The sequence below is a fragment of the Vibrio orientalis CIP 102891 = ATCC 33934 genome (assembly GCF_000176235.1).
In the GTDB taxonomy this organism is placed as follows: Bacteria; Pseudomonadota; Gammaproteobacteria; order Enterobacterales; family Vibrionaceae; genus Vibrio; species Vibrio orientalis.
The window spans coordinates 1,460,249-1,478,254 of sequence record NZ_ACZV01000004.1 but is presented as its reverse complement, the minus strand read 5'-3'; the positions used below and the strand labels follow the sequence as shown (position 1 = coordinate 1,478,254).

The 18,006-nt window shown below is 44.7% G+C and carries 17 protein-coding genes; 6 read left to right on the top strand and 11 right to left on the bottom strand.

Annotated features, from left to right (window positions below; all coding sequences use genetic code 11):
- Window positions 1-58 precede the first annotated feature (58 nt).
- From VIA_RS10150 to VIA_RS10135, 4 genes are all read right to left on the bottom strand, one after another.
- Window positions 59-1,336 (bottom strand): TRAP transporter large permease, encoded by a 1,278-nt coding sequence (locus tag VIA_RS10150; protein ID WP_004412896.1) that lies wholly within the window; start codon window positions 1,334-1,336, stop codon window positions 59-61.
- A complete protein-coding gene (locus VIA_RS10145) occupies window positions 1,333-1,866 on the bottom strand; it encodes a TRAP transporter small permease (RefSeq protein WP_004416488.1) in 534 nt (177 codons plus the stop codon). Before VIA_RS10145 ends, VIA_RS10150 begins: the two co-directional genes overlap by 4 nt.
- A gap of 521 nt (window positions 1,867-2,387) precedes the next feature.
- Entirely contained in the window at window positions 2,388-3,221 is an 834-nt protein-coding gene (locus VIA_RS10140) for an arginase family protein (protein ID WP_004412894.1), read from the bottom strand.
- Between the two features lie 5 nt (window positions 3,222-3,226).
- On the bottom strand, window positions 3,227-3,952 hold the full coding sequence (locus VIA_RS10135; RefSeq protein ID WP_004416491.1) for an IclR family transcriptional regulator: 726 nt from the start codon (window positions 3,950-3,952) through the stop codon (window positions 3,227-3,229).
- 283 nt (window positions 3,953-4,235) lie between these two features.
- Between VIA_RS10135 and VIA_RS10130 the strand changes: the two genes are divergently transcribed.
- Window positions 4,236-4,604, top strand: coding sequence for an MmcQ/YjbR family DNA-binding protein (locus VIA_RS10130; RefSeq protein ID WP_004412892.1), 369 nt, complete (start codon window positions 4,236-4,238; stop codon window positions 4,602-4,604).
- 39 nt (window positions 4,605-4,643) lie between these two features.
- On the opposite strand, the gene ascB is transcribed toward VIA_RS10130, so the two are convergent.
- The 4 genes from ascB to VIA_RS10110 all read right to left on the bottom strand — a co-directional run bounded on the left by ascB (window position 4,644) and on the right by VIA_RS10110 (window position 10,412).
- Complete coding sequence (ascB, locus tag VIA_RS10125) at window positions 4,644-6,035, bottom strand: 6-phospho-beta-glucosidase (RefSeq protein ID WP_004412891.1); 1,392 nt, start codon at window positions 6,033-6,035, stop codon at window positions 4,644-4,646.
- Between the two features lie 114 nt (window positions 6,036-6,149).
- Window positions 6,150-7,253, bottom strand: a complete 1,104-nt coding sequence (locus VIA_RS10120; RefSeq protein WP_004412890.1) for a porin — start codon at window positions 7,251-7,253, stop codon at window positions 6,150-6,152.
- Between the two features lie 3 nt (window positions 7,254-7,256).
- Window positions 7,257-7,688 carry a hypothetical protein gene (locus VIA_RS10115; RefSeq protein ID WP_050778698.1) on the bottom strand — a complete coding sequence of 144 codons (432 nt, stop codon included), beginning with the start codon at window positions 7,686-7,688 and terminating at the stop codon, window positions 7,257-7,259.
- Window positions 7,689-7,751: 63 nt separating this feature from the next.
- On the bottom strand, window positions 7,752-10,412 hold the full coding sequence (locus tag VIA_RS10110) for a hybrid sensor histidine kinase/response regulator (RefSeq protein WP_004412888.1): 2,661 nt from the start codon (window positions 10,410-10,412) through the stop codon (window positions 7,752-7,754).
- A 201-nt stretch (window positions 10,413-10,613) separates the two neighbouring features.
- Between VIA_RS10110 and VIA_RS10105 the strand changes: the two genes are divergently transcribed.
- The 5 genes from VIA_RS10105 (at window position 10,614) to VIA_RS10085 (ending at window position 13,525) form a co-directional block, all read left to right on the top strand.
- Window positions 10,614-11,033, top strand: coding sequence for a universal stress protein (locus VIA_RS10105; RefSeq protein WP_004412887.1), 420 nt, complete (start codon window positions 10,614-10,616; stop codon window positions 11,031-11,033).
- A 246-nt stretch (window positions 11,034-11,279) separates the two neighbouring features.
- Window positions 11,280-11,936: an NAD(P)H-dependent oxidoreductase gene (locus tag VIA_RS10100; RefSeq protein WP_004412886.1), complete on the top strand. Its 657-nt coding sequence runs from the start codon at window positions 11,280-11,282 to the stop codon at window positions 11,934-11,936.
- Window positions 11,937-11,968: 32 nt separating this feature from the next.
- Window positions 11,969-12,259 carry a putative quinol monooxygenase gene (locus VIA_RS10095; protein ID WP_004412885.1) on the top strand — a complete coding sequence of 97 codons (291 nt, stop codon included), beginning with the start codon at window positions 11,969-11,971 and terminating at the stop codon, window positions 12,257-12,259.
- Window positions 12,260-12,393: 134 nt separating this feature from the next.
- Window positions 12,394-12,969, top strand: a complete 576-nt coding sequence (locus VIA_RS10090; protein ID WP_004412884.1) for a class I SAM-dependent methyltransferase — start codon at window positions 12,394-12,396, stop codon at window positions 12,967-12,969.
- 61 nt (window positions 12,970-13,030) lie between these two features.
- Window positions 13,031-13,525, top strand: a complete 495-nt coding sequence (locus VIA_RS10085; RefSeq protein ID WP_004412883.1) for a peptidylprolyl isomerase — start codon at window positions 13,031-13,033, stop codon at window positions 13,523-13,525.
- A 419-nt stretch (window positions 13,526-13,944) separates the two neighbouring features.
- On the opposite strand, the gene manA is transcribed toward VIA_RS10085, so the two are convergent.
- From manA to malX, 3 genes are all read right to left on the bottom strand, one after another.
- Entirely contained in the window at window positions 13,945-15,132 is a 1,188-nt protein-coding gene (gene manA / locus VIA_RS10080) for a mannose-6-phosphate isomerase, class I (RefSeq protein ID WP_004412882.1), read from the bottom strand.
- Window position 15,133: 1 nt separating this feature from the next.
- A complete protein-coding gene (locus VIA_RS10075; protein ID WP_004412881.1) occupies window positions 15,134-16,336 on the bottom strand; it encodes a MalY/PatB family protein in 1,203 nt (400 codons plus the stop codon).
- 84 nt (window positions 16,337-16,420) lie between these two features.
- Complete coding sequence (gene malX, locus VIA_RS10070; RefSeq protein WP_004412880.1) at window positions 16,421-17,992, bottom strand: maltose/glucose-specific PTS transporter subunit IIBC; 1,572 nt, start codon at window positions 17,990-17,992, stop codon at window positions 16,421-16,423.
- Window positions 17,993-18,006: the final 14 nt, after the last annotated feature.

The following is an 18,006-nucleotide window of genomic DNA, read 5'->3' as shown; positions in this document are numbered from 1 at the left end:
TACCTGGCTAAGGCTAATGCGATCGCCAGGATTTGTAGGGTAAAGGGGTGTTGCAGTGTTAGTAGCCCAATAGTCGCGGGATAAACAGCACTATGTCAGGGAAAAATGCGATGGCGAATAACAGTAGTAGTTGCCCAATTAAGAACGGCATTAACTCTTTTGATATGCCTTCTATTTTTGCTCCAGTTACTGATGAGAGGACAAATAGGCAGGCACCTATCGGCGGTGTCATCAATGAGATGTTAAGAGCAAGAATAAAGACAATACCCGCATGCAGAGGATCCATACCGATCTCCATCGTCAATGGTACTAAGATTGGCGCTAAGATAATCAACATCACATTGATATCCATGATCATACCTACCGTTAGCAGCAAAGCGATGATCAACGCTAGAATAACGTGCGGATTATCCGATAATGAGATGAACATGTCCGCGATCATTTGAGGGATCTGGTTGAAGCTCAGCCACCAGCCAAGAATCGAAGCGGAGCCAATGATGAGATAGATAACCGCCGAGATCTGCGCTGTTCGAATGACCATCTGAAATAGCGCATTTAACGTTAAGTTACGGTAGATGAAGGTGCCAATCACCAACGCATAAGCGACCGCGATTGACGCCGCTTCCGTTGGTGTCACGATACCAAATACAATGCCGCCAAGGATGATAAGTGGCATCAGCAATGCTAAGGCTGAGTTTTTAAAGTGATCCAGTACTTCCGCTAGCGTTGCTTTTTGGCTCATCTTAGGTAGATTTTTACGCTTACCGGTCGCGCCAATAATCGCCATACATACAAGACACACCAAGATGCCTGGTAAGATGCCCGTTGCAAATAGGCCGCCAATCGACACTCCCATAAGTGAGCCATAAACCACCATAAGACCTGATGGAGGAATGGTTGGGCCGATGATTGAACCCGCAGCCGTAACCGCACAAGCATAATCTTTCGAATAGCCTTGTTTAACCATAGCAGGCACTAATGTTCGACCAAACGCCGCCGCATCAGCGGTTGCCGAGCCGGTAATCCCAGAGAAGAATACCGATGCCACCATGTTTGAATGCGCTAGACCACCACGGAAGTGACCAACCAGAGCTTCCGACAAGTAAACCAGTCGATTAGTGATACCAGTGTGGTTCATGATCTCACCCGCTAAGATGAAAAACGGCATCGCTAAGAAAGGGAAAATATTTAAACCATTAAAGATTTTACTTGGTGCCAGTGACGCAAAGTGCGTACCGCCCATATCGTACATGCCGGTAATTCCTGCCACACCTAAAGCGATAGCAATCGGAGCACCAATCAGCATTAATAATAAAAACACTACACCGACAATCATAACTGCTCACCTTGCACATCAAACTTCTCAGACGCTAAGTAAAATTTCAGCGCGTAGATATCTTCAAGCCAGACCAAGAAAGCTTGGAAGCTAGACAGAGCAAAAGTCACGGGGATTGCAGCATAGGCATAAGCCATAGGCATAGAAAAGACAGTTGAAAGCTGGTTTGCGCCCTTCTCTGCAAAGGTGTACCCCAAATAAGCAATGTAGCCAAAGAAACTAAAAGTCAGTGCTCCAACACAAATCTTGATGATTTGCTGGGCGACTAGCGGAAAGCGCTTGGTGACAAACTCTAACCCCATATGCTCTCTGCCTGCGGTGCAACATGGAACCGCCATTAAGATTGCCCATATCATGATGTAACGCGCGAGCTCTTCAACCCACACCAATTGCAGTTTCAGTAGGTAACGGTCCAACACGCCTAACCAGACATCTAAAATCAATAAGACTGTCAAAATTCCCACCGCAAATTGATTGGCTTTATTTAGCCGATTCTTTGTTGTTGTAATGATGTTGTTCGGTAATGTCATAAACCCAATGTCCTTCCTTTTTGACAGCATTCCTTGGAGGCGCTTCCACATTAATTCTGCTCACTGAAGTGCGGATAAATTAACCATACCGATAAGATTTTCGTGGTGAAGTGTTCATGATCACAAAAATAACTTTGTGTGATAGTTTCTAACACAAAATCAACAAGATTTTATTAAATCATTGTTTATTAAGAATTTTATATTCATTCCCATTCTTGGTGACGAACAAAACGGTTAAAAAGTAACATGACGTGAGACACGTAAGAACAAAGGGTTAGTGACAAGGATGTTACTAGTTTGGTGAAAAGTAACACGACACAAAGAGTAAGGACTTTGTTGCGGAAAAGTGAATTTGGTCACACTGAGCGACCTATATATTAAGAGGGGTAAAGGCGAAATTGAAACCGAAAGCTATGCACAAATAGGCATTTATTGAGCCCCTACTGATCGAGGCTCATGATCGCTTTATGGGTTCAGAGAGTGAGTTTTCCAGAACAAACAACAAATGTTAGAAAGTAACATTAAGCAGCACAATTATTCGAAGGAAACATTTGCGTAAGCTCATGCAAAATCGCTTTAGTCTGCTTCGAGTAAAGATGCTTATCTTTGTAGCCGACCAGTTGTACTTGACGCACCTTACCTGAGATCAGTAACTGACGAATCATCCGGCTTACCACTTGAACATCAAGAGCACTGCCTCGTTCTAGACGTGAAACGGGGTACAAACTTGGTAAGTCGATATTGACGACAACTTCATCGCAATGAGACAAGTAATTAGCGAGCTGGTGCTTAACCTGAAAACGTTGGCTAAAGCTGCACTCTGATAGCGTCATCCAATCGCACCCTAAATCTTCTGCGTACTCGAATGTGCGTTCATCTTGTTGCGTCTGGTCAATCCCTAGGCAAAACAGACGACTCTCATTGTAGCGTGATAAAGCAAAATGAAATGCGCTGCCTTGAACTGGCTCTAGTGATGCCTTTAGCTCAAACTGGCGTCCAATGTGTATGATACCGATCTCTTTGTGTTGAGAGCTGAGCAATGGCAAGCTATGCAGCAGTGTTTCACTGTTGTTGGTCAACACCACAGGTAGTGCTTCTGAGCCAAGAAAGCGACTCAAGTGAAGTTGATATTGGCCTGTAGGGCTATTGGATAAATCATAGTGGCCACCATTGACCCAACGGTAGCCATCTAAATCAGAAATCCATTCATACATTTCTTCTAAGCTTTGGTCGGCCATTTCGAAATCAACTTGTCTCATCGGCTTCAGTTGCTCACTGACACTGAGTAAAACAAGGTGATGTGACAATACACCAGTGATACTTTGCACTTTATTGCGTCGAAATAGCCCGAACATATCCGTTACCTTTCTGGGGGCAGTGCCCTCGCTGCTTGAAGAACGTGCAGAATAATTTTCTGCTGATTCATTTGAACTCGATGCGCAGGAGCCATAACAGAAATAGCGCCAACTAGTTTAGAGCCTTTCATGACAGGAGCACTAATGCCCGAAACGCCGGAATCAATTTCTGACGTACTGACGGCGTACCCTTGATTACGAATTTGCTCTAGCTCCTTGTGCCATTGCTCGATTCGAGATTCTTCACCGAAGTAGCGAAGAATTTTTTCGCATCGCGCGGCGGGTAAATACGCCAACATCACTTTTGATGATGCCCCTCTAAGCAGAGGTTGGCTTTGGCCTTGAACATAGCTGCAACGAAGCGCTTGCATGCTTTCTTTGCGGCTCACACACAAAGCTCGATAACCGACAGGCACCATATAGGCGGCCATTTCTCCCGTCTGCTTTTGCAAACGGTTGAGAACTGAATCGACCATATCGAGATCATGCTGGCTCGTCTCATAGCTGCGCATTAACAACAACGCTGCCGGACCTATGATCAAGGTTTTGTCATTTGGACTTTCCTCGATCAAATTCCACTCTCTCAATAACTTCAAGTGTCGATAAAGGCTGCTGATTGGTGTACCCAGTTGCTCACTTAACTGCTTTGCTGTCACTGGTTCATCATTGACGGCCACTTGCATCAAAAGTTGCAGTACTTTCTCGTTTACTTGCCCACTATTTTGCTTCATAGAGTTCACACTAATGTTGTATCGCCATATCAAAGTAACGATCAAATTGTATTCTTATAGAATAGGAATTTATAAACAATTTTAATGTTCAATTCTTATATTTTAAGAATAATAATTAACTCAGACTGTAGGTAGTCTCGGTTTTAAAGCACAAGATAACGCATGGGGCAGTTCAATAATCGAACAAGTAATCCAACATCAAAAGTCTCATCTTTGGCTATTGAATAGCGCTGTTTTCATTGCGACAATTCCACTGCTCCCGCTTCTTATCAAGGCGTAATCTATGACCCATGACCAATTCAATCTGTTCTGCGACTCACTTGCTGCCACAACCTATGTAATGCAATGGGGTAACTCTCATGTTTGGAAGGTCGGAGGTAAGGTGTTTGCGATAGGGACAACCCAAGAAGGTGGCAAAGAGGCCTATACGTTCAAGACGTCTGATCGCAATTACGACTTTCTCAAAGACAATGACGGTTATCGTCCAGCCCCTTACTTTGCAACCCGCGGTATGAAGTGGATCCAGCAAATCGCCACTGAGGGTGAGTTGATTGATGAGCTACAATACTACCTCGCCGAGTCACACCGAATTGTCGCGTTGGGTCTAAGCAAACGAAAACGCGCAGAATTGGGACTAGAAGAAACTGACTAATACAACAAAGGAGCCCGTTTAGGCTCCTTTGTGATTCTATTACGCTTTTAAGTTCGCACCATTAGAGCCAATAACATCTTGGTACCAGTAGAAACTCTTTTTACGTTTGCGCACTAACGTACCGCTCCCATCATCATGGCGATCAACGTAGATGTAACCATAGCGCTTGCTCATTTCTGCTGTAGAGTTAGCGACCAAGTCAATCGGCCCCCAACTGGTGAAACCCATCAACTCAACACCATCGAGTACCGCCTCTCGCGCTTGAACAAGGTGATCATTGAGATAAGCAATTCGGTAATCATCAATAACCTCTCCATTCTCGTTAACTTCATCACGAGCGCCAAGGCCATTTTCAACAATAAACAGAGGCTTTTGGTAGCGATCATGCAGAAAGTTAAGCAAAATTCGTAAACCTTTGGGATCAATCAACCAGCCCCATTGACTCTTTTCAAGGTAAGGGTTCGGCACGCTATCAACAATGTTACCGACCTCTTTCTGTTTCGGATCAGCGCTTGCGCACCCACTGGCGTAATAGCTAAACGAGATAAAGTCGACACTTGCGCTGGCTAACTCTTCCACATCACCGGTTTGCATCTCGATCTCAATGCCGTTTTCACGGAAATAGCGCAGCATATAGCCTGGGTACTTGCCACGGGTCTGTACATCGCCAAAGAACAACCACTTATTGTTTTCTTGCATGGCGGCAATAACATCATCAGGGTTACACGTGTATGGGTAGTTAATCGCCCCCAGTAACATGTTACCAATCTTGGCATCGGGAATGATTTCATGACATAGCTTCACCGCCTTAGCATTGGCGATCAACTGATGGTGGATAGCTTGATAGATCGCTTGCTCGGTAGCTTCTTCTTGTAAACCAACCCCAGTAAACGGTGCATGCAAAGACATATTGATCTCATTAAACGTCAGCCACAGTTTGACTTTGTGCTTGTAGCGCTCAAATACGGTCCGTGCATAACGCTCAAAGAAGGTGATCAGTTCACGACTCCCCCAGCCACCATAGTTTTCTACTAATGCGTAAGGCATCTCATAGTGAGAAAGCGTCACAAATGGCTGCATATCATGTTTGGCTAACTCGTCAAAAATCTTGTCGTAATACGCGAGACCTTCTTCGTTTGGCTCAAGTTCATCACCATTAGGAAAGATACGTGTCCAAGCAATCGAGAGGCGCAGACAGTTAAAGCCCATTTCATTAAATAGCTCAATGTCTTCTGGATAGCGATTGTAGAAATCGATGGCGAGGTCTTTGATGCCATCCGTTCGTTCTTGTCGCGCTTGGTGTGGGCTTAAAATACCATTGGGTAGCATATCTGAGGTTGAAAGGCCTTTGCCGTATTGATCAAAAGAACCTTCGACTTGATTGGCTGCGATAGCGCCGCCCCACAGAAAGTTATTTGGAAATGTTTTCATTGTCGATCCCTAAATCAGCATTGATATCTATTGCTGATTGTAGATCTGAAACGAGGAACAAATGAGGGCCAAACTCCCCACATCTTGTTCCTCGTTTTAATAGACTAGAACGCCCTAGAAGACGAAGTTAATCATCAAAGTATATAAGTGCGCATCAGTATCGTCAGGTGCCGTCCCTATCGGGGCAGTCACAAAGGGGCCATTGCTTTTCGACACTTCAAAGTATTGCCACTCTGCATTCAATGACAAGTTATCTAATAAGTCATATCGTGCGCCAATAAGATAACTATCGCTTTCCTTATGCTCACCCTGGTCAAACTCGACACCATAAGTGATGTAAGGTGTTATGCGACCAAAGTGATGCTCACCTGTCGCATAAAATGAGGAAGATAAATCGTTAATCTGCCCTTCAGCTCGCAACGTAGATTGACCAAACTCATACTCCAGCCCCAAAGACCATAACTCTATATTTTGATCTTTGGTTTCAGTAACAAGTTTCGGTATCGTAATTGAACCTCCGGAAGGCAAGCTTTGCACCACGTCATACATCGTCAAGGTTTGATCGTAATCGGCACTAATATAGGCAAAGTGCCAACGATACCCATCACCAAACAAGTTAAGGTCGAGCCCCCATAAACGACTCGACTCAAATTTAAATTCCGTTTGCTGGTTATATTGAATGTCATTGATATCTTTAAATCCGATAAAAGGGGTAACCAAAGCGGTCAAGGAATCAGATACTTCATAGTGCCAACTCACACTTAAGCCGTTATAAGCCGTAATACCTAGAGCACTGTCATAAACCTCAGAAGCAGGGCGAGCCGAGCTGTACGCTTGACCAACATAATAATATTCAGATGCCAAAAATAGTGGCAACCGTAAGCGGCCAGCTTTAAATTCAAGCGTCTGCCACTCATAGCCAACGTAAGCCCATTCCAACTCTGGTTCATCCCAATGATCTTGAGGACGTTTCACTACCTGCACGGACGCTTTAAAGGCGTTGCGGAAATAATCAAGCTGAAGACCAAAAGTAGTGTCGCAATCATAGCAACTCTCATCTGTAATGTTTCGGTGCACCATCAGTCGTTCTTGATTGTCTGACTTAGCCCATGATGTCGATCCAAAACCACTTAGTGAGAAATTATCGGTTATTTCTATCGCCCCTAAAGCAGGCCAAGAGAACACGCTAAGCACAGCCAAAGCTTTCATCTTATTCATGCGTTATTTCTCCCTACTGACCACATACAAGATGGTGGCATTGTCAGGTAGTTGGTTAAGTGGCGCATAGCCAATTCGGTGCGGCTTTTCAGACATCCAAGCCAAGAGTAATTCAATATCGGCATTCGCTATCTCTTTAGGGGGTCTTGCTTTACCAGAAAACGATAAGCTTGCCCAATGGGCATTCATCTGCGCGGCATTCTTGCCGAGTAAGGCATGATAAAACCCGACTCGCTCTACACTGTGCTCTGGCCAATCTGCGAGTTCGACTCGTTTTCCATCTAAGCGCTTGGTTTTTCCTCGGTATAATTTGCGCGCTTTCGACTGAGACAGCTCTGAGAAAACAGGGTCTATCGAAAAAATTGCTATAGGTAGGTTGTCTATATCTTGATTAGCATTGGTGGGTAGTGAAAGTAGGCTAAGCCCAACAATCATTACACCAACAATGATTCGACTGAAGTACACGCTAGGAACACCTCTCCACTGACTGATCCGGCATCAAGTTACATTGGCTATTTCGTGTAGTAGTTTTTCCTTTTTCACTGGTTTGGCTACATAAGCATCCATCCCTGATTCAAAACAGCGCTGTATATCATCGTCAAGTACACTCGCTGTCAGCGCGATAATCGGTGTTTTCGTTAAACCGCATTCAGTCTCTATCTGACGAATTTCTCGAGTTGCCGTAAAACCGTCCATCACCGGCATCATGCAATCCATCAAAATCAAATCGTAATGTTCTTCACTTTGGAATTTATCGAGTGCAATCTGGCCGTTATCTGCAATATCAAACTGGTAACCTGCTTTCGCCAAGAGCAGCGAAGCGACTTTTTGATTCACTCGATTATCTTCCACAATCAAAATTCTATGACCATGTAAGGTTTTAAGGGACTCCGAAAGTTTAAAGCTAGTTTTGGGCGTGACGTCGCATGCTTTCACTCCTCTGAGCAACCTCTGACCTAACAACGGCCTTGTGACTAATGAACGAATCGTGTCACCAAAGTTGTGGCGTTTAGCAAGGAAGTGGCGTATCAAGCACACTTGGAACCCTTGTTTTTTCGCTTGCTGAAGTTGAGTTTCACTGACAAATATCGCATTCTTTTCGCATTCAGCGACCAATAATATTGGTTTATCTTGCTGACTAAAACGACGCTCAAGCCCCGTAAGATGAGAGAATCGTTCTCCAACCGTTAGACCATAAAAACGCAGCTCATTTTCGAGTAACTCGGCCAATCCATCATCTTTACATACCACAGAAATAGAGGCGTCAACCTTATCTTCTTCTTTGGTTGGGTAGTGATAAACGTCAATCGGCAAGGTTAAAGTGAAATAGAAGCGACTGCCCTCTCCTTTTATCGAGGTCAGTTCAATCTGGCTACCCATTAGCTCTACCAGTTGAGTACTGATCGCAAGACCTAACCCTGTGCCACCAAACTTCCTAGTCGTAGAATCATCTTCTTGTGAAAAAGGCTCGAAGATTTTCTTCTGTTGTTGCTCATCAATACCTACCCCTGTGTCTTGCACTGCAAAGGTCATCTCAATGATATTTTCACCCACATGCTTGCTGGATAATTGCAGCGACACCACACCGCTGTTGGTAAATTTCACAGCATTGGACATAAAGTTCATTAACACCTGTCTTAAGCGGTGGTCATCCACAATGACGCGGTAGGGAGTTTCTGAACTGATCGATACATGAAGATCGATTCCTTTCTCTTTCGCCTGAGGAGCGACGATAGAAGCAATGTCATAGATTGACTCACGCACACAAGTCGAGTGCGGACTTACCAACAACATACCGGATTCAATTTTAGAGAAATCAAGCACATCATTGATCAAACTCAGTAGGAGCTGTGAAGAGGTTTCAATCGTTTCAACATAGTCTTTTTGGCTTGGGTTAAGGTCAGTATCAGAGAGCACTTCGGTAATACCAATAACACCATTCAAAGGCGTTCGGATCTCATGGGACATGTTTGCTAAAAAGCTACTTTTTGCTTTGCAAGCCATCACTGCTGCATCTTTCGCTTTCTCTGCATCTTCTTTAGCTTGTGTTAAACGCTCTTGAGCTTGTTGCCGTTCAATCGTTAATCGCTCCACTTCAACGGCAAACTGGTTTAACTCATCATTGCCTCGCACCGATTTACTTAAGCTCGGTAGCGAAGTCGCATCATCATGGCTTAAAAACGCCAACACCGCCTTCAAGTTTGTGGTCAAGCGTTGAGCAAGCTTAATGGCAAACACCATAACTAAAATCGTTAACAAAGAGACTAAACCTAACGAGATTACCCGCTGTTTTTCTGCCTGACTGATTGCACTATCAACCGCAGAGCTAAGTTGTAGTTCGATAGTCGAGCCCACTTTTTTCAACAATATCAGCCGAGCAGACAACGCTGCTAAGCCTTGATTTAACTCCTCGGCTGAAAGCGTACTAATAGACGCCTGATCAGAAAAACGGTGGCGAAATTCTTGGCTCTGACTGAATGCCTTATCGCTGAACACTTCCAGCATCATGCTGACTTGCGCCTCATCAGCATTAAGGGTAACAAAGCGCTCTAAGTAAAGCTGTTGGTTCTGCACCAAGGCCAGTATTTGCTCATGAACTTCACGATCAAATTCACCATACTGATTCCATATCCCTATCAGCCCTTTGGTGATGCGTGTCTCTTCTGATGACCAAAACATCAACCATTCAAGCTGCAATAAGGCGGTCAAATTCTGTGCAACGTCTGGTTTCACACCAAAAAAGTTAACCCGTTCTAGTTTGATTAAAAGTTGTTCATAAACATCTGCACGCCACTCTTCATTGTCGAGTTCATCGTATACATCGCTGATTCGACCTCGCTGGGCGCGGGCGTCTTTTAACTCAAAAATGAGGTTATTTACCGATGTTTTTTGCTCAATGCCAAATACCGAGGAGGAAAGTGCCTGTAGAGATTCTGCTGTTGGAATAACGAGGTAAGAGCCTTCATCAGCTTGATACAACTGACTACTTTTCGCCAAAAAGTCTACATATTTCTTTGACTTCTCGAGACTTTCCATCTGGTTGGAAAGAAGGTGAACTTGCCAACTTACGAACACCAACAATAGCAGTACTGGCATTGCGACCAGTATAAATAGCTTATGTCTGACAGAAACATTGCGCGAGAATGAAGCCCTAACCATACTTAACATCCGTGTTTTTATTATACGAAAAGCGTAGCACAGCATTAAACACTTCGTACGTTTACAACTATCTACACTTTAAATAAGGCACTAATAAAGAGAAATTAGTGGAAAACTTATAAAGATTCGCGACCCAGTTAACACCCTTTTCCCCATGCAATGATTAAGGTTATAACAGGTACTGACAATGAGGACTCGATCATGAGATATACGCACATACTGGTTGCACTTGAACGCACTGATGAAAGTAAGATGCTCATAGACAGGGCATCCTATATCGCCGAACTAACCAATGCTTACGTCTCTTTTGTACACATAGACGGTTCCCACGGGGAGATTTATCCAGAACTGGTTGATATTCAACTCGACAGCGAAGAACACCCACTCGGTGAAAAAACCATCAAAGAAATCCGAGAATTTGAAGCCTATAGTGAACAACCCATCAAACACATTTTGGTTGGTACAGGAGATTTAGCAGAAAAACTGCAAGAGACGATTACAGCTAATCATATTGACCTGCTCATCTGTGGCCACCATCATGACTTTTGGAGCAAAATCGCCTCGTACTCGAAACACCTCGTCGATAAGTCACCCATCGATATTTTAGTCGTGCCTATGTAGGGCTTACCCCAACTTTGTCTAGCGGAACTCTTCCGCTAGACTGTCACACCCAACCCTTATTATGGACCTTTTCTTCCATAGTCATTGGTGCAATCCGCCATTTTTTCTAACTCATAAAGCGTTTAACTTACCCCCATCGACACACGGCGCGCTATAAACGTAGCCATCGGGGTATGTTCTCTGACGATTGAACAACTGAACATCGAACCCTAGTCATCCATTAAAATTAGATAGTTAGGAATCAATATGACTCATCCAATCATCAAAGACTTAAACACTCGTTACACAGCAAAAAAATACGACACAGAAAAACGCATCTCTGCTGAAGATATGGATGTGATTAAACAGGCTCTGCGCCTATCAGCGTCTTCAATCAACTCTCAGCCATGGAAATTCATCGTATTAGAGAGCGACGAAGCCAAACAAAAATTCCATGATACGTTTGCCAATATGCACCAGTTCAATCAGCCGCATGCGAAAGAAGCGTCTCATACTGTTTTATTCGCTTACGATCCAAAATTCACTAAAGAGAAGTTTGCTAAACGTGTTGATGCAGAAGTGACATCAGGACACCTACCTGCAGACATGTATGATGCATTTATGGGCGCCTACGCATTTGCTGAAATGAATACCGATGAAACAGGCTTTAATGGCAACTGGACCAAAGCTCAGACATACATCGCGCTAGGCAACCTAATGCACACGCTAGCGCGTTTAGGTATTGACTCAACACCGATGGAAGGGGTTGATGGTGAACTTATCGGCAAAGCATTCTCTGAGGAACTAGAGGGCCATGTTTGTGAGCTTGCGCTGTCAATTGGTTACCACAAAGATGGCGAAGATTACAATCACGGCTTGCCTAAAGCACGTTTAGCTATGGACCATGTTGTCACGACGCTGTAATTCACGCTATTCAAATATATCGAGGACAACCAATGAGCAAACTAACGATTATTGCCAATATCATTGCCAAAGAAGGTCAAGTTGAGTTGGTCAAAGCTGAGCTGATCAAGCTGATAGATAAGACGCGTGCAGAAGACGGTTGCATTAACTACGACCTTCACCAAGATAACGCCAACCCTGCTCATTTTGTTTTCCATGAGAATTGGGCGTCACCAGCTGCGCTAGAGGCACACTTAGCAACGGCTCACATCACAGATTATATTGCTGCTGTGGAAGGCGCGGTTGAGTCATTTACTCTCAACCAAATGACGCACATAGCTTAACTAAATTTCAATTCATTGCCTTTAAAGCCCTGCATGCCCGCAGGGCTTTCTCTTTTTATCAATCACGCTAAAATACCTTTTCAGAATAGTAGGTGGTATGAATAGTCACCTTGAATCCCCGAGAAGGTTGGAACATGAAAGTCCGAGATAGTGGCATGCCACAAGAGCAGTATTGGGCAAGTTTTTTTGACGTCGAGCAAGCATTAGACGCGTTGATCCCGCAACAAAATCGCCACGGTGATTGGCTAGAAATTGGCTGTGGGTACGGCACATTTAGCCTGCCGGTTGCGACGTGTCTAAGTGGTCAATTAACCAGCTTTGATATTGAATCTAAAATGGTAGAGCGTGTGAATGGCTTGGTCAAAAAGCAAGCACTTACCAACCTGTCAGCGATGGTCAGGGATGTTATTCAGCTTGGCACAGGCCAAAAAGAACAAAGTCACCAAGGGGTCATGATTTACAATCTACTTCATTTAGAAAACCCCGTGGCACTGCTCAAAGAGGCTCACCGCAATCTTGAAGTTGGAGGCTGCCTTTCCGTAATTCATTGGCGCTGTGACATCGAAACGCCTCGTGGCCCTTCCCTTGATATTCGCCCTACACCGGAGCAAATCATTCAATGGATGGAACAAGCCGGTTTTCAAAATATTCAAAACGTCGATATTGAGCAAAGCTGCCCATATCACTACGGTGTATTAGCGTGGCGTTAAAACCAGAACCCAATTAAAATCTGCTACAATCACCCGGTTAACCTACACCTGAGAAGAAATCATGATTATCTTATCCACCACCTATGGCGACATCGAAATTGAACTGAACATGGAAAAAGCGCCTGTCAGTTCGAAAAACTTTCTACGCTACTGTCAGGAAGGCTTCTATGAAGGCACTATTTTTCACCGTGTGATTGATGGTTTCATGATTCAAGGTGGCGGTCATACTGAAGATATGACCGAAAAAGAAACCCATGCGCCTATCGCCAATGAAGCGAATCGTGGACTGAAGAACAAAACCGGTACCATTGCCTTTGCTCGCACCGATGCGCCGCATTCCGCAACTGCGCAGTTCTTTATCAACTTAGACGACAATGACTTTCTTGATCATACCGCCAAAACCAATAACGGTTGGGGTTATGCCGTATTTGGCAAAGTGACTGCCGGTATGGAAGTGGTCAACAACATCGGCAAAGCGATGACTGGCACGAAAAAACGCCATGATGACGTACCTCTAGACACCATCAAAATCGAGAAAGTAACCATCGTCGAGTAACATACCTTGCACTGGTAAGTCAGAGCTTTCTTACGCAAGTGACATTGCTTGGCTCAGGATCACTATACTTTGTAAAGAAGAGTAAAGTTAAGGCAGTTATTTATTCTAACAACTCATAATGCTTTTGAGCGAACAAACCAAAAGCTAGGAGGCTAGAATGAAGAAACTCGCGATCGCGTTACTGGTCCTGTTTGGGCTATCCGCCGGCAGCGCTTATGCCCTAGATGGGTGGGGAGAACATTGGGATTGGCACACGCATAGTCTTTTCTCCGATCACCATGACTCGTCATCCTCTCATTCGGAGCATAATAGACACGGTGACTGCTGTTAACCTGTATACCAACGGGTTTGTGATTACGCCTTTAAACGAAAAATCCCCAAGCAATCTGCTTGGGGATTTTTATTTGGGAGCAATAAACCTAATTGTAAGCGCGGGCTAAAATGCCATTGCCTTGGCATTGATACACTCCTGAGTCATTACTAATAAATACTGAGTCCCCGGGACGCAGCAGTAGCTTCTGTTGCTCGACTTCAATTACGACCTCTCCCTCAACACAAAACAGTATCTCAGCACTGCGCAGGTACTGCTGCCTAGTGACATCACTAACCGTCACAATATCAAAGCCAAAGTCGTCTACAGGAATCGGGTAGCTGAGCTTACCCTCTTTTTCGATTGGCAACAGTTTGATGTTGTCTGGATTGGTAGATTGAAAGCGCGTGTTATCAATTAACTCATCCACATCAATATGCTTGGGCGTTAGCCCTGCACGCAGCACATTGTCTGAGTTGGCCATAATCTCAAGCCCCGTGCCTTGCACGTAAGCATGAGGCGTCTCTGCATGAAGAAACATGGCTTCTCCCGGAGCGAGCTCGATCGTATTTAAGATAAATGGCGATAATAGGCCAATATCATTGGGATAGTGCTTTTTAAACTCCGCCACATACTCAAACACTTCACGCAATAAGGCAGTCTTTGGCCCTAGCTTTAGTGCTTGTTCAAGATCGGCCAGAACATTGGCTTTGCTCTGCTCATCAAGCGACATCACCGCAGTAAAAAACTCACGCAGACCATTACTATTTGGCTTGCTTTCAAGCGCACTAACCTCTACCGACAAACTCTCGATACCCGCTTGTTGAAATAAGCTAACGATCTGACTGATTGGGCGAAAGCCATTCATCGCCTTATAAAAGGTCAATGCATAGACGAGCTCAGGCTTATGGTTCGGATCTTTGTAGTTGCGACATGCAGAATCAAGCGCAATACCTTGCTCATTTTCGCGTGCAAAACCTGCCTCGGCTTTGTGCTTGCTTGGGTGTACTTGAATTGAGAGTGGTGTCTCGGCCGCGAGTACTTTGAATAGATACGGCAGCTCGCCAAAACGTCTTGCCGTATAGTCACCAAACATGTTTTTGCTGTCTTGGGCAATCACATCCGACAACAATTCCCCTGTTGACGCAACTCGTGAGCAACCGTTCGGGTGGGCGCCCATCCAGATCTCGGCCTGAGGTTGATGCTCGGAGTTATCGATACCAAACAGCTTTGAAATCGACTCTTTGCTACCCCAAGCGTAATTTTGGATAACGTTATTCAGTTTGAATAAAGACATGTCACTCCTCTCCCAGATTGATGGCTGAGCGTTGCAAACCAATCGCTTTGATAAGAGCAGTTAATCCTTGCTCAACTTTGGCTCGTGGACAACCAAGATTGAGGCGAAGATACCCTTTCCCTGTCTCACCATAAACTTCACCAGACATAATCGCGACATCGCAGTGTTCGATTAACGCCTGATTAAGCTGTGACATATTGAGGTTCAAAGGAGAAAGATCTAACCACGCTAGGTAAGTTGAATCTGGCACGGTATAACAAAGCGTTGGAAAAGCTTGTTCTAGCGTCGCTTTCACATATTCATGATTAGCGTGTACATATTGATTGAGTGCATTGAGCCACGGTTCACCCTCGCTGTAGGCAGCCATCATCGCCAGCACACCTAGAATTGAAGGAGAAGAAAGCCCATCAACTTCTTTCAGCTTATGTAAGTAGTTCGCTCTGGCATTTTGACATGGGATCAACACATAAGCCCCATTAAGAGCCGGTATGTTGAATGACTTCGACGCCGAAGTGACCAATGCCCAATCAGAGGAGTTGCCAAAACCGGTATAAGGCGTATGTGGTTTGAAGCTAACGTCCATGTGGATCTCATCAGAGATTACCTTAACCCCATACTTTTCACATAAACGAGCGAGCCTCTCTAGCTCATCTCTGCTCCATACTCTCCCCGTTGGGTTATGAGGGCTACAGAGCAATAGCACCGTATTGTTGCTATCCGACAGCTTGTGCTCTAAGTCTTGCCAATTGATTTCAAATCGATGCTTCTCTTTGATTAACGGTGAACGAATACACTTCCTTCCTTGCCCCTCAATCATTTTGTCAAAGGCATCATAAGCTGGAGTGTGAAAGATCACTCCTTGCCCCAGTGTTGACCATTGCTCAATCAGCTTCGATACAATATAGATAACCGAAGGCCCATAGACCAAACTGTCTTTCTCTATATGGCAATGAAAGCGGGACTGATACCAGTCACTAATAGCGCCTTTAAAATCATCATGATTCCAACGGCTATAGCCTAACACTGGGTGTTCTAAGCGTTGCTTTAGTGCGTTTAACACTGGTTGAGGTGCGGCAAAATCCATATCTGAAATCGTAAATGGCAGCAATCCTGATTTGCCAAATCTGTCTTGAACATAGTCCCATTGAGTGCAATATGTCCCTGTGCGATCAATTGGAGTGTCAAAATCGAATTCTTGCGTCATGTGTATTATCCCAAGGTTAAAAGTCCCTCGGCACTTGGGGGAGAAGGAGCGTACCGAGGGAGAAGCAAATATCTAAGGCAACAATCAGCTTGCTGACATAATCGCTTGCATTTCGTTTTTGACTAGGTGAACTTGGGTACCTATCACCACTTGCAGGTTATGCTCATCCAACTTCACCACACCTAAAGCGCCATGTGCTTTTAGTTTAGCGTCGTCGACTAAGCTCATATCGTTCACTGACATACGTAGGCGAGTAATACAGTTATCTAGTGCGGTGATATTCTCTTTGCCACCCAGCGCCGCTAACACTGCCGCACCTTTACCAGACTCATTGATAAATGCCGCTTCGAGCTCTTTATCCACTTCCGCTGTATCAACTTCGCGCCCTGGAGTCTTAAGGTTGAATTTAGTGATTGCAAACTTGAACACTGAGTAGTAAACCGCAAACCAAATACCAGCAACGAGAGGCACCAAGTACCATTTGGTTGCTGTGCCTTGCAGAACACCGAAGACTAAGAAGTCGATGATATTGCCGTCGGTATTACCGATTGTGACATCCAACATTCCCATCACCATAAAGCCAACACCGGTTAAGATGGCATGGATGAAGTAAAGCACTGGGGCAACAAACAGGAACAAGAATTCTAGAGGCTCAGTAATACCACCCACTACACAAGCAACAACACCAGAGATAAGTAGCGCTTTGATTTTCGAGCGATTTTCAGGTCGAGCACAGTGGTACATTGCTAATGCTGCACCCGGTAGGCCACCAAGGAAAGTTGGCATTTTGCCCTGTGATAAGAAAGCCGTCACTTCTGGGGTAAATGCAGTGGTATCAGGACAAGAAAGCTCAGAGTAGAAGATGTTCAGCGCCCCAGAGACCGTTTGACCACACACTTCCATCGTACCGCCTGCTTCGGTGAAACGAATCAGAGCCACTAAGATATGATGAAGACCGATAGGCAGTAGTAGTCGCTCACCAGTACCGAATAGCATTGGGCCAAAATCACCCGCTCCTGCAATCGCATAGCCAATACCGTTGATACCAGCCGCGAAGTAAGGCCACACAAACGGAATGAAGACGCCAACCACACCCAATACGATTGCAGAAATGATTGGTACGAAACGCGCACCACCAAAGAAGGCTAACGCATCTGGCATTTTAAATGTGTAATAACGTAGGTGAAGCTTAGCCACGATGATACCGACCATCACGGCACCTAGAATCCCAGTGTCGATGGATTCAATACCAATAATGCTTTTCACGCCGTACGCTGAACGCTGCGCTTCATCACCGAGTACACCTGCAACGGTTAAGAAAAAGTTGATTGCTAAGTTGAATGCTGCATATCCAACGAAACCCGCAAAACCCGCGACACCTTTTTCTTCTCGTGCTAAACCAAGAGGAATTGCGATGGCGAACATCACAGGTAGATAAATAAAGGCGACCAGCCCTATCTTAGTCATCCACATGAACAGATATTGAAGCAAGGTGTTGTCTAGGAAAGGGATAGCTTCTTTAATCGCAGCGCTAGAGAATGAACTACCCACACCGAGCAGGATGCCTGAAAATGCGAGTAGAGCGACTGGTAACATGAATGTCTTGCCGAGGCTTTGCAAGAACTCCCACATAGTCGATTTATTGGTATTAGACATATTGCGTCTCCGAA